General features: G+C 65.1%; 13 protein-coding genes. 12 read left to right on the plus strand and 1 reads right to left on the minus strand.

The genetic code is table 11. The features are described 5' to 3' along the window. The first annotated feature begins 10 nt into the window (after nucleotides 1-10). The 4 genes from B4920_RS21305 to recJ all read left to right on the plus strand — a co-directional run bounded on the left by B4920_RS21305 (nucleotide 11) and on the right by recJ (nucleotide 5,487). On the plus strand, nucleotides 11-1,630 hold the full coding sequence (locus B4920_RS21305) for an SH3 domain-containing protein (RefSeq protein WP_139379587.1): 1,620 nt from the start codon (nucleotides 11-13) through the stop codon (nucleotides 1,628-1,630). 97 nt (nucleotides 1,631-1,727) lie between these two features. Further along, the gene (locus tag B4920_RS21310; protein WP_079436699.1) at nucleotides 1,728-2,618 is read left to right on the plus strand and encodes a CsgG/HfaB family protein; all 891 of its coding nucleotides are present in this window, start codon (nucleotides 1,728-1,730) and stop codon (nucleotides 2,616-2,618) included. A 149-nt stretch (nucleotides 2,619-2,767) separates the two neighbouring features. Then, nucleotides 2,768-3,790, plus strand: coding sequence for a hypothetical protein (locus B4920_RS21315; RefSeq protein WP_079436700.1), 1,023 nt, complete (start codon nucleotides 2,768-2,770; stop codon nucleotides 3,788-3,790). Between the two features lie 5 nt (nucleotides 3,791-3,795). Further along, nucleotides 3,796-5,487 carry a single-stranded-DNA-specific exonuclease RecJ gene (gene recJ, locus B4920_RS21320; RefSeq protein ID WP_079436701.1) on the plus strand — a complete coding sequence of 564 codons (1,692 nt, stop codon included), beginning with the start codon at nucleotides 3,796-3,798 and terminating at the stop codon, nucleotides 5,485-5,487. 174 nt (nucleotides 5,488-5,661) lie between these two features. On the opposite strand, the gene B4920_RS21325 is transcribed toward recJ, so the two are convergent. Beyond that, nucleotides 5,662-6,042, minus strand: coding sequence for an RNA-binding protein (locus B4920_RS21325; RefSeq protein WP_079436702.1), 381 nt, complete (start codon nucleotides 6,040-6,042; stop codon nucleotides 5,662-5,664). 304 nt (nucleotides 6,043-6,346) lie between these two features. Here B4920_RS21325 and nifE point away from each other — a divergent pair, with 304 nt between their 5' ends. The 8 genes from nifE to B4920_RS21365 are packed head-to-tail and all read left to right on the plus strand — an operon-like array spanning nucleotide 6,347 to nucleotide 11,561. Continuing rightward, complete coding sequence (gene nifE / locus B4920_RS21330) at nucleotides 6,347-7,843, plus strand: nitrogenase iron-molybdenum cofactor biosynthesis protein NifE (protein ID WP_079436703.1); 1,497 nt, start codon at nucleotides 6,347-6,349, stop codon at nucleotides 7,841-7,843. An 11-nt stretch (nucleotides 7,844-7,854) separates the two neighbouring features. Beyond that, nucleotides 7,855-9,273 carry a nitrogenase iron-molybdenum cofactor biosynthesis protein NifN gene (nifN, locus tag B4920_RS21335; protein ID WP_079436704.1) on the plus strand — a complete coding sequence of 473 codons (1,419 nt, stop codon included), beginning with the start codon at nucleotides 7,855-7,857 and terminating at the stop codon, nucleotides 9,271-9,273. 10 nt (nucleotides 9,274-9,283) lie between these two features. Beyond that, the gene (locus B4920_RS21340; protein WP_079436705.1) at nucleotides 9,284-9,709 is read left to right on the plus strand and encodes a NifB/NifX family molybdenum-iron cluster-binding protein; all 426 of its coding nucleotides are present in this window, start codon (nucleotides 9,284-9,286) and stop codon (nucleotides 9,707-9,709) included. Beyond that, a complete protein-coding gene (locus B4920_RS21345; RefSeq protein WP_079436706.1) occupies nucleotides 9,706-10,179 on the plus strand; it encodes a SoxR reducing system RseC family protein in 474 nt (157 codons plus the stop codon). The genes B4920_RS21340 and B4920_RS21345 overlap by 4 nt, the downstream gene beginning before the upstream one ends. A gap of 5 nt (nucleotides 10,180-10,184) precedes the next feature. Then, nucleotides 10,185-10,646, plus strand: coding sequence for a NifX-associated nitrogen fixation protein (locus B4920_RS21350; protein ID WP_079436707.1), 462 nt, complete (start codon nucleotides 10,185-10,187; stop codon nucleotides 10,644-10,646). A gap of 9 nt (nucleotides 10,647-10,655) precedes the next feature. After that, nucleotides 10,656-10,865: a CCE_0567 family metalloprotein gene (locus tag B4920_RS21355; RefSeq protein WP_079436708.1), complete on the plus strand. Its 210-nt coding sequence runs from the start codon at nucleotides 10,656-10,658 to the stop codon at nucleotides 10,863-10,865. 31 nt (nucleotides 10,866-10,896) lie between these two features. Continuing rightward, on the plus strand, nucleotides 10,897-11,181 hold the full coding sequence (gene fdxB / locus B4920_RS21360; protein WP_079436709.1) for a ferredoxin III, nif-specific: 285 nt from the start codon (nucleotides 10,897-10,899) through the stop codon (nucleotides 11,179-11,181). Beyond that, nucleotides 11,178-11,561 carry a hypothetical protein gene (locus B4920_RS21365; protein WP_079436710.1) on the plus strand — a complete coding sequence of 128 codons (384 nt, stop codon included), beginning with the start codon at nucleotides 11,178-11,180 and terminating at the stop codon, nucleotides 11,559-11,561. Before fdxB ends, B4920_RS21365 begins: the two co-directional genes overlap by 4 nt. Nucleotides 11,562-11,585: the final 24 nt, after the last annotated feature.

An 11,585-nucleotide genomic window follows, 5' to 3' on the forward strand; every position in this document is an offset into this window, starting at 1 on the left:
ATCCGGCGACTTGAGCTTCGACCCTCGCCGCCCCATGCCACCACCCGCCCTTGCCTCCCTGATGGCCGCCGCAGCCCTCGCCCTGCATTCGCTGGCCGGCCATGCGGAAAATGCGCAGCTGACTCGCTCCGAGCCCCTGCGGACACAGCCCTCCGTCGCGGCCAACACCATCATGGACGTCGCACGCCGGACCGAAGTGCAAGTGCTCGAAACCCGCCACGGATGGACGCGCGTGGAGGCGACCGGAGGGCGGACGGGTTGGCTGCGGGATGCCAGCCTGGACCGCAACACCGCAACCCAGCCCGTGACGGGCAGCGGCCAGAGGCTCTCCAGCCCGACATCGGGTAGCAGCCTGCCGCGTCGGCTCCCCCGCGCCAGCCAGCATGGGCTGATCCTGACGATAGGCAGCGTGGCCGGCTCGCCGCCTGCAATGCTGGAAGGCAGCCCGGAAGACGGCCGCCTCGGCGCCGAAATCGCACGCCTCAGCGGCGTACCCGACGCCAATCTCCACTATCGCACCGATGCCGGACTGAACAGGGAAGGACTGCGCCAGGCCTTTGCCGAACTCGACGCCCGCATGGGCAACGGCGACCAGGCCCTGATCTATCTGTCCGCCTTCGGCATCCATCGTCAGGACCACGGACGCTGCGCCGAGGCGATTCTGACCCACGACAGGGATGCGTTCCAGTTCGACGAGCTTCTGCGCCACCTTCAGGTGCTGGCCGGCAAAGCCGACAAAGTCTTCCTGATCCTCGACGTGGGTCGTGGCGATAGCGCCTCCGGTACACCGGCTGTCTCTTCCCGCTTCGCCCGGGCCCTGTCGGACCCGGGCTGCAAAGGGGCTCAGCCCGGTGCGGAGTTCGGCCGCCTTCCGGCCAATGTCCTGGTCCTGGCAGCCAGTCGCCCGAACGAGAATGCAGGCGGCACGCCGGCCGGAGGTCTCTTCAGTCAGGCGCTGCATGCCTGTCTTTCCGGAGCCCCGTCTCCAGCCAGCCCGTCCGGCCTGCCCACCGGCGAGGCGCTGATCGCCTGCAGCCGGCAACTCATCGCCGCCGGCCCCGGTAGCCAACATCCCAGCCTGACTGGCAATGGCGAACTCGTCCCCACGCTACGCATTGCCGACCAGGCGGCCCGCGATGCCCGCCAGGTCCTGCGCATCATCCATGCCCAACGCGATCAACGGCGGCGGATCGAACTGACCCGACTGTCCGGGCCGCCGGGCACGACGCGTCTGCGTGTAAGCAGCAGCGAGCCGGGCTATGTGTACATCCTGACGGCCGGCCGCAGGGATTTCCGCCTGCTCTACCCTTCCCTGACCGGCCAGCAGATGCCGATCCAACGCACCGCCGACATCGAGATTCCGCTCACCGCAGACAAGGAAGGCGAGTGGCTGGTTGTCGTCAGCGACGCTATCCGCAGCCCGGGACGGGCTGGCTTCACCGCCGACGGACCCTCCGCAATCCTGCACGTGGATTCCGCCGGTGCAGGCGAAATCACCCAGGAATTCCTGTCCGGCGACGGCAGCCGCAATTGCCTGTTCAGTGAAACCCGCAATCTCGGCCCCAGCCAGGCGCTCGCCTGCTCTTCCCGTTTCGGCGCCGCCATTCTCGGCACAGCACATTCAAAATGATTCTCGATAAGCCCATGCGCAGTCGCTAAAATACTCGTCAGAAACGACAAAAACGTTCAGCACCTGTTCTCAACCCATCACACTTCCAGGGGAAATCATGAAAGCCCTTTCAACCTCGGCCGGATACCGTCACAAAATCGCCCTTCTCGCCGGACTGCTGGCCCTATCGGGCTGCGCCAACATGCAAATGGGCTCGCAGGAGGCCAAGACCACTGCCACCGGGTCGGCCGGCGGGGCCAACGCCCAGAATGCCAATTCGACCCTCGAGAAGTGTACGGCGCCCCTCGGCACGATCGCCGTGGTGGAAGACACCGGAGCCCCGTGGTACGGCGTACTCACCGGGCAGATGAAGCTCGGCTCGACCGTGCCCGTGCTCAAACTGCTGATCCAGCAATCCAACTGTTTCGTGGTGGTCGAACGCGGCCGCGCGATGAACAACATGATGCAGGAACGCGCCCTGCAGCAGTCCGGCGAACTCCGCTCCAACTCCAATTTCGGCAAGGGTCAGATGGCTTCCGCCGACTATTCCATGAGCCCGTCGATCACCTTCAGCAACAACAACGCGGGCGGCATGACCGGCGGCCTGGGCGGCATCGGTGGCGGCGTGCTCGGTGCGGTAGTCGGCAGCATCAATGTCAAGGAAGCCAGCACCATGCTGACGATGGTCGACAACCGCTCCAGCGTCCAGCTCGTGGCGGCAGAAGGCAGCGCCCGCAACATGGACTTCGGCGGCATGGGCGCCCTGTTCGGCGGTGGCCTGGGTGGCGGCCTCGGCGGCTACACCAACACCGCGGAAGGCAAAGTCATCGTCGCCGCCTTCACCGACGCCTATAACAACGTGGTCAAGGCAGTGAAGAACTACAAGGCCCAGGAAGTGAAGGGCGGCCTCGGCACCGGCGGCCAACTCGGAGTGCAAGGCGGCAGCACTGGCGGTAGCGGCGACGCCGCGCCGGCGAGCAAGTCCAAGTCGACGAAAAAGAAGAAATAAGGCACTCTTTGTGCCCCGAGAGCCGGGCCAAACGCCCGGCTCTGTTTTTTTATTCCCGCCGCAGGACCCTACATCAGGAACCACGCGGCGAAACCGCGTGCCGCATTGCATTCCCGCACTGTCCAGAAAAGCCTCCAACGACCGTCCCGATGCACTTCGAGTTGATCCTGCCTGGACTGGACTGGCCCACCGGGCCCGGCCCACACCCCGCCCACGACCTAGCACTGCCCGCACTGTCCACACTGCTCGGCTTTGCCAGCTGCACCTGGGCGGAGCGCAATACCCCCGACGCCCTGCTGGCGGAGCGTTTCGGACTGGGTGACCGGCTACCGCAGGCACAACTCCGACGCCTCGGGGAGAACATCGCCACGCCCGCCGATGGCCACTGGCTGTGCTGCGACCCGGTCCACCTGCATTTTTCCCGCGACACCCTGCTGCTCGCCGATGCCAGCGGACTCGACATCACGCGCGACGAGGCCGACATCCTGATGGACGGGCTGAATACCACTTTCGCCGACATCGGGCATTTCGAGGCCCCAGCGCCCGACCGCTGGTACATCCGCCTGACCGAAGCGGCGCGGCCGGCCTTCCACCCCCTCGCCGACGTCAATGGCCGTCCGGTACAGCTCTTTCTCCCCGAAGGGGAAGACGTCCCGCGCTGGGCACGCCTGTCCAACGAACTGGAGGTCTGGCTGTTCAGCCATCCGGTCAATGCCGCTCGGGAAGAATGCGGTCAACGCAAGATCAATGGCATCTGGCTATGGGGCAACGGTACGGCGGCGGCTAGCAGCCCGCTCAGTTTCACCTCGTTACAGGCCAACCAGCCCTTTGCCCGCGGCCTTGCCCGGCATGTCGGCCTGTCCCCAGCATCAGCAGATCAATACCTGCGTCCGGCTGGCAATGGCCTCGCACTGTCGGACAGCCTTCAGCGCCCCTTTCTCCATATGGACAAGGAAGGCTGGTGCCAAGCCCTGCAGGCACTGGATAAGCATTGGTTTGCCCCGCTGCTGGCCGACCTCAAGGCGCGCAAACTGAACGAAGTGCGCATCAGCGTGCCCAGCGACCGCCACACTCTTTACCTGGAGATCGTCGCCAGCGGACTCTGGAAATTCTGGCGTAAGCCGCGCGCCCTCGCCAGCGTGCTGGCCTCCGCCCCCCAACCCGCTCCCTAGACGCCATGACCCGCATTCTTCCCCGCCCCGTTCCCACCCGTGCCATCACGCGCCTGCTCGAGGCCGGCACCCATCCGCTGCTGGCCCGCATTTATGCAGCCCGTGGTATCGAGAGCCGGGAAGAGCTCGACTACAGTCTCAAGTCCCTGATTCCCCCCCACCAACTGAAAGGGGTTCAGGACGCAGCCCAGATCCTTGCCGACGCCATCGAAGCCGGTGCCCGGATGCTTATCGTCGCGGACTACGACTGCGACGGCGCCACCGCCTGTGCGGTCGGCATCCGTGCGCTGCGCGCCTTCGGTGCCGAGGTCGGCTACCTGGTGCCGAACCGCTTCGAATACGGCTATGGACTGACACCCGCCATCGTCGAGTTGGCAGCCACCATGGAACCCGACCTGCTGATCACCGTGGACAACGGCATCGCCAGCGTCGAAGGCGTTGCGGCAGCCCGGGAGCACGGCATCGCCACCGTCATCACCGATCACCACCTGCCGGGCGACACGCTGCCCGAAGCCGACGTGATCGTTAATCCCAACCAGCCCGGCTGCTCTTTCCCGAGCAAATCCCTGGCTGGTGTCGGGGTCATGTTCTACACAATGCTGGCCCTACGCGCCGAACTGCGTGACCGGGGCGCGTTTGAAGAACGAGCCGAGCCCAATCTGGCCGAACTGCTCGATCTGGTAGCGCTCGGTACCGTCGCCGATGTGGTGAAACTCGACCACAACAACCGCATCCTGGTGTCCCAAGGCCTGCAGCGCATGCGTGCGGACCGCATGCAGCCCGGCATCCGCGCGCTCTTTGCCGCCGCCGGGCGCGATGCAACCCGCAGCACCACCTTCGACATGGGCTTCGCGCTGGGGCCGCGCCTCAACGCCGCCGGACGCCTGGCCGACATGTCCCTCGGCATCGAATGCCTGATCACGGACGACATGGGCCGCGCCCTCAACATCGCCCAGGAACTCGACCGCCTCAACCGGGAACGGCGCAGCATCGAAGCGGAAATGCAGGAAGGTGCGATGCTCGAACTGGACGGGATCGACCCGGGCAGCCGGGCCACGCTGACCCTGTTCCAGCCCGAATGGCACCAGGGCGTGATCGGCATCCTGGCCGGACGCATCAAGGAAAAGTTCCACCGCCCTACGGTGGCCTTTGCCCGTGGCGACGAGGGACAACTGAAAGGTTCAGGGCGTTCGATCCCTGGCCTCCACCTGCGGGACGCCCTCGACCTGGTGACCAAGCAGGCTCCGGATCTGATCCTGAAATTCGGCGGACACGCCATGGCAGCCGGTCTCACCATCCATGAAACCGACTTGGAGCGTTTCGAGAATATTTTCGAATCCGTCGTTCAGTCGCTGATCGATCCCTCAGACCTGACCCGCAGCCTGGAAACCGACGGCGCACTGGAAGACAGCCTCTACAACCTGGAAACGGCGAGGCTACTGGAACGGGAAATCTGGGGCCAAGGCTTTGCCGCACCGGTCTTCGACGACACTTTCCGCGTCGAGAACCAGCGCATCCTGAAGGACAAGCACCTCAAGCTGCAATTGCGCAAGGGCAACACGCGGATCGACGCCATCCAGTTCAACTGCACCACCTCGGCGGGGGCGCAGATTCACGCGGCCTTCCGGCTGGCAGTCAACGAATACAACGGCGCTGCGAACATCCAGCTGATGCTGGAACATTTCGAAGCCGCCTGAAGGCTGTATCCGACAGGAGAAAAGGCGTAATCACGCAGCCCATTCACCGTCGACACAGGTCAAGTGCGCAGCGACGCAGCTTGAGTGTGTACGTGCTTCGCCAAAGTTTCCCGTCCGCCGCATGACGCTCGGGCGGGAAACCCGGCATGACGAAAGATCTGTTCGGGACGCGGTTCAGTAACGGCCACCGCCACCGCCGAAGCCAGAGCCACCGCCCGGACCTCGTCGGCCGCCGCCTCCGCCGCCGAAACCGCCACCACCACCTCCGCCCGGACCCCGACGGGGACCGCCGAAACCGCTACGCGGTTCCTGCGGACGAGCCTCATTTACCGTGAGGTTGCGGCCATCGTAATTTTTACCATTGGCGCCTGCGATCGCTGCCTGAGCCTCGTCGTCGGAACTCATCTCGACAAAGCCAAACCCCTTGGAGCGGCCGGTCTCACGATCCACGATCACCTGGGCAGAAGCCACGGTGCCGAACTCGTGAAAAATATCTTCCAGACGACTCTTATCCACAGTGTAGGCCAGGTTGCCCACGTAAAGCTTAGTACCCAATTGACGCGCTCCATTTCGAAAAGAAAGGCGGCCACGAGACAGTCCGCCTTCACACAATAGCAAGGCATTCCGCGGACGTCGAATGTTTTTGTACTTAAAAGGCAAAGCGTATTACCGCATTCCTTCGGCATGACGCACGGCCATTGTGAAGCCCCTGACAATGCACGGCGATGCTTGTAGGGTTCATCACAAGCCGGCATCCACCCCATTTCGCCACACCACTGTAATTTCAATGATTTAGCACCTGCCACCAGATGGCACGGAGCTTGCGGATTGATACCCGAGACCAACCGGGAGATTCGCGGTGAAACCATCTGAAGTAGCAGTCCTTCTCGACGAACCCGCCTGCACCCACAACAAGAAGGCGAAATCCGGCTGCTCCAAGCCGACGCCAGGTGCCTCCGCCGGTGGTTGCGCCTTCGACGGCGCCCAGATCGCGCTGCTGCCGATCGCCGATGTAGCCCACATCGTCCATGGTCCGATCGCCTGTGCCGGCAGCTCCTGGGACAATCGGGGCACCCGCTCCACCGGGCCCACGCTGTACCGCATCGGCATGACCACCGACCTCACCGAGCAGGACGTGATCATGGGCCGCAGCGAAAAGCGGCTGTTCCACTCGATCAAGCAGGCCATCGAGACCCACAACCCGAAGGCCGTCTTCGTCTACAACACCTGTGTCCCGGCGCTGGTCGGCGATGACATCGATGCCGTCTGCAAGGCAGCCACCGAACGCTGGGGCACGCCGGTGGTGCCCGTCGATTCCGCCGGTTTCTACGGCACCAAGAACCTCGGCAACCGCATTGCCGGCGAGGCGATGGTCAAGTACGTGGCCGGCACCGCCGAGCCCCTGCCGCCGCCCGCCGCCGCCGTCGAATACGCCGAGAAGCGCGGCATCAAAATTCACAATGTGAACCTCATCGGCGAATACAACATCGCCGGTGAGTTCTGGTTCATCGCGCCGCTCCTCGACGAGCTGGGCATCCGCGTGATCTGCACCCTGTCCGGCGACGGCCGCTTCCATGAAGTGCAGGCCATGCACCGGGCCGAGGTGAACATGATGGTGTGCTCCAAGGCGATGCTCAACGTCGCCCGCAAGCTCGAAGACCGCTTCGGCACGCCGTGGTTCGAAGGCAGCTTCTACGGCATCACCGACACCACCCAGGCCCTGCGCGACTTCGCCCGCCTGATCGGCGACCCGGACCTCACCGAGCGCACCGAAGCCCTGATCGCCCGCGAAGAAGCCAAGATCTTCGCCGCCCTCAAGCCGTGGCGTGCGCGCCTCGAAGGCAAGCGGGTGCTGCTCAACACCGGCGGAGTGAAGAGCTGGTCCATCGTCTCGGCGCTGCAGGATCTCGGTCTGGTCGTCGTCGCGACTGCTACCAAGAAATCCACCGAGGAAGACAAGGCGCGCATCCGCGAGCTAATGGGCCCGGAAGCCAAGATGGTCGAGGACGGCTCGCCGCGCGCGCTGCTCAACATGGTCAAGGAGCTGCGCGCCGACATCCTCATCGCCGGCGGCCGCAACCTCTACACCGCCCTCAAGGCCCGCCTGCCCTTTCTCGACATCAACCAAGAACGGGAATTCGGCTACGCCGGCTACACCGGCATGCTCGAACTGGTGAAGCAGCTCGCCCTGACCCTCGAATCCCCCGTCTGGACACAAGCCCGCAGCGCCGCACCGTGGGCCGCACTGCGCCCTGCCGCCCCTGAACTGCCGCTGGATGCCGACGACCTGCCGATGCCGCTCGATGATGGCTTCGACATGGACGACGTGCACGACCACCACCACGCCGCCGCCTGAGGAGCCCAGCCATGAGCGAGATCATCAAGCGCAGCAAGGCCATGTCGGTGAGCCCCCTCAAGGCCAGCTCACCGACCGGCGCCGCCCTGGCCTTTCTGGGCATCCACCACGCCATTCCGATGCTGCACGGCAGCCAGGGCTGCACGGCCTTCGCCAAGGTTTATTTCGTACGCCATTTCCGCGAGCCGATTCCACTGCAGACCACCGCCATGGACCAGGCCAGCAGCGTGATGGGTGCCGACGACAACGTGATCCAGGGCCTCGCCACCCTCTGCGCCAAGCAGAAGCCGGCGATGATCGGCCTGCCGACCACCGGCCTGTCGGAAACCCAGGGCACCGACATCGCCCGGCTGGTCAAGGACTTCTACCGCCAGCACCCGGAATACGCCCACGTGGCGGTGATCCCGGTCAATACGCCGGACTTCACCGGCTGCCTGGAAACGGGCTACGCGCTGGCCGTGAAGGGCATGTTCGAAGCCCTGGTACCGGCGGATCGCACCCGGGTTGCGCAACGCCCGCGCCAGATCAACGTGATTCCCCATGCCTCGCTGACCCCCGGCGACACCGAGGCACTGAAGGAACTCATCGAGAGCTTCGGCCTGCGTCCTGTGATGGTGCCCGACGTGGGCGACTCCCTCGACGGTCACCTGATGCCCGAGGACTACACCCCTCTGACCCTCGGCGGCACGCCGGTCGGCGAGTTCGCGACGCTCGGCGAAGCTGCCGCGACGATCATCATCGGCCGCTCGCTGGACGCCGCCGCCGACGTGCTGGCCGAGCGCACCGGCGTGCCCGACTACCGCTTCGACCACCTGATGGGCCTCGATGCCAACGACCGCCTGATCGGCGTGCTGGCAGAAGTGTCCGGCCACCCGGTGCCGGAGCGCATCGAACGCCAGCGCGCCCAGTATCAGGACGCCCTCGTCGATTGCCACTTCATGCTCGGCATGGCACGCATCGCCATCGCCGCCGATCCCGACCTGCTGGTCGGCATGAGCCAGTTCCTCAAGTCGGTGGGTGCCGAGATCGTCGCCGCCATCGCCCCGGTACGCGCGCCGTCCCTCGACGACGTGCCCGCCGACAAGGTGCACATCGGCGACCTGGAAGACCTGGAGATCGCCGGCCGCGACGGCCAGTGCCAGCTCGTCATCGGCAACTCCCACGCGGTTTCCAGTGCCGAGCGCCTCGGCGTGCCGATCCTGCGCATCGGCTTCCCCCAGTACGACCTCGTGGGTGGCTACACCCGCACCTGGATCGGCTACCGCGGTAGCCGGCAAGCCCTGTTCGACCTCGCCAACCTGCTGCTCGAACATCATGAAGAACACCACCTCATCGCCCCGTACCGGTCCATCTTCCGGCCCGCAGAAGCCTTCGCCGAGCTCGGCCCGGCCACCCCGGCGACTGCGGCTGGTGGTCTCCCAATCCACTGAGGAATCAGCCATGCAGCTACGCGTCGCCTTCGCCAGCAGTGACCGGGTGGTCATCGATCAGCACTTCGGTGCCGCCAGCGCCTTCGCCATCCACGAGATCGGTCTCGACACCTCGCGCCTCATCGAGGTCGCCCAGTTCATCGAGACCGCGATGGACGGCCACGAGGGCAAACTGGACGCCAAGATCGCCCTCCTCGACGGCTGCTCCGCGGTGTTCAGCGAAGCCGTCGGTGCCTCGGCGATCCAGCGCCTGCTCTCCAAGGGCGTGCAGCCGGTCAAGGTCGAAAACGGCACCACCATCGATTCCGTCATCGCCATGCTGCAAGGTGAGCTGAAGGAAGGCCCCACCGGCTGGCTGGCCAAAGCGGTCAATCGTGGCACGCCGAAAGCCGTCGAGCGCTTCGCCGACATGGAAGAGGAAGGGTGGAGCGAATGATCATCGAACAAGGCCGCGTCATCGCGGCAAACAGCCAGTGGGCCGATGTCGAGGCCGGCGGCAGCGGCTGCGCCAGCTGCGGTACGGCCAGCGCCTGCGGCGTCCCCAAGCTGGGCAAGGCCGGCCTGCACGGACGCATGGTTCTGCGCCTGACCAACAGCGTCGGAGCCGAAACGGGCGACATCGTCGACCTGGCCGTCAATTCCGAATCCATGACCACCGCCGTCGGCGTCGCCTACGGGCTGCCGACGGTCGGGATGATCGTCGGCATGGCGCTCGCCCATGGCCTGTTCGGCAGCAGCAGCGAGGCCCTGGGAGCCCTGCTGGGTGCGCTGTCCGGTTTCGTCGCCGCGCGCCTGGCTGCCGCTCGCATCCCCAGCGGTGTGCGCATCCTCGCCATCGCCAATACCGCACCGGCCCCGGGCTCCGCCCTGCCGATCTATTTTCAAGCCGCTTTATCCAAGGAGTGACAACAATGACTACCGCCACCGCTGACGAAGGCCTGTGGAGTTCCGATTACGTCAAAGAGATGGTCAAGCAGATGCGCGCGCTTGACTCCTATGGCACCTACGACGGCTGGCCCAACGAACGGGTTCTGGCCCCCTTCATCGTCACCAAGGACCAGCGCCGCGAGATCCCGGTGATCGGCGATCCGGATGAAGTCATCCTGTCCCGCGTCAAGGCCTTCTACAACGGCCTGGCCGTGCTGATCGAAAAGGAAAGCGGCCTGATGGCCAGCTCGATCATCAACATCACCCACGAAGGCTTCGGCCGTGCGCTGATCTCGGTGGGCAAACTGATCGTCCTCGACCGTACCCTGCGCGACGTCCATCGCTTCGGTTTCGACAGCATCGGCAAGATGAAGGACGAGGCCGACAAGTTGCTGTCGGTGGCCTTGGCCATCGTCGGCAAGTATCCGGAAGTCGCCGGCCTGTGAGGTGAAGCCATGACGGAAGAGGAAATCAAGGCCCTCGACAAGGAGGTACGCAAGCTCAAGCGCATCGCCTCCGAATGGGCATCCCAGATGCACGATCTGGTGGAAGACCGCCTGCCGGCCGCCTATGAGGAAATCCCCGGCATCGCCAAATCCACCTACGAGGCCTGCCAGGCGTGGGCCGAGGCCAACCGCAAGCTGACTGCCGCCGGCAGTCAGTAAGCAGCCAGCACGACGCAATCAAGGCACGATCATGGAAACGATTACCGGCTTGACCCGGGGCGGCAAAGCCTATACCCCGACCTTCGTCACCGACCTCAACCAGGAAACCTGCATCGGCTGCGGCCGCTGCTACAAGGTCTGTCCGCGCAACGTCTTCGAACTCGTCGAACGCGAATTCGACGATGACGATGAGGGCGACGACGACAACACGATGGTCATGGCCATCGCCGACGCGATGGACTGTATCGGCTGCGGCTCCTGCGGCCGGGTCTGTCCGAAGGACTGTCACACCCACTCGCCGGCACCGCTGCCATGAGTTCGGGCCAGGTCGTGACCCACGGCGTGGATGAGCGGCTGGCGCAGGAGCGTCCGCTGATCGAGCGCATCTGCGCCCGCCTGATCCACGAAGTGGGACGCCACGACCTCCCCGCGCTGGATATCGATCCGGCGCGGGCCGCCTACAGCCTGCGCGACGATCCCTACACCGGCGAGGCCGCGCTGATCGGCCAGTGGCCGGCCGACGCCGCCGGCCGCAAGGGCAACCTGATCATCAATGCCGACGGCAGCTTCTTTGCCGAATACGACGTGCTGACCAACGATCCAGCCAACCCCCGCCAGTTTGTCGAAGCCACCACCGTGTGGGGACGCGGCGAACGCCTCGGCGCCGAACTGCGCCTGCTGGAGTGGCCCGAATAGGTTCGGTCCCTCCTGCACCTGCCG

It is taken from the genome of Zoogloea sp. LCSB751, assembly GCF_002028455.1.
Lineage (GTDB): Bacteria > Pseudomonadota > Gammaproteobacteria > Burkholderiales > Rhodocyclaceae > Zoogloea.

Excerpts from the sequence above, each read along its gene's own strand:
- B4920_RS21350 (WP_079436707.1), top strand. The coding sequence starts at position 10,185 with ATGACTACCGCCACCGCTGACGAAGGCCTGTGGAGTTCCGATTACGTC.
- B4920_RS21355 (WP_079436708.1), top strand. The coding sequence starts at position 10,656 with ATGACGGAAGAGGAAATCAAGGCCCTCGACAAGGAGGTACGCAAGCTC.
- B4920_RS21345 (WP_079436706.1), top strand. The coding sequence starts at position 9,706 with ATGATCATCGAACAAGGCCGCGTCATCGCGGCAAACAGCCAGTGGGCC.
- B4920_RS21315 (WP_079436700.1), top strand. The coding sequence starts at position 2,768 with ATGCACTTCGAGTTGATCCTGCCTGGACTGGACTGGCCCACCGGGCCC.
- fdxB (WP_079436709.1), top strand. The coding sequence starts at position 10,897 with ATGGAAACGATTACCGGCTTGACCCGGGGCGGCAAAGCCTATACCCCG.
- B4920_RS21365 (WP_079436710.1), top strand. The coding sequence starts at position 11,178 with ATGAGTTCGGGCCAGGTCGTGACCCACGGCGTGGATGAGCGGCTGGCG.
- B4920_RS21340 (WP_079436705.1), top strand. The coding sequence starts at position 9,284 with ATGCAGCTACGCGTCGCCTTCGCCAGCAGTGACCGGGTGGTCATCGAT.
- B4920_RS21310 (WP_079436699.1), top strand. The coding sequence starts at position 1,728 with ATGAAAGCCCTTTCAACCTCGGCCGGATACCGTCACAAAATCGCCCTT.
- nifN (WP_079436704.1), top strand. The coding sequence starts at position 7,855 with ATGAGCGAGATCATCAAGCGCAGCAAGGCCATGTCGGTGAGCCCCCTC.
- recJ (WP_079436701.1), top strand. The coding sequence starts at position 3,796 with ATGACCCGCATTCTTCCCCGCCCCGTTCCCACCCGTGCCATCACGCGC.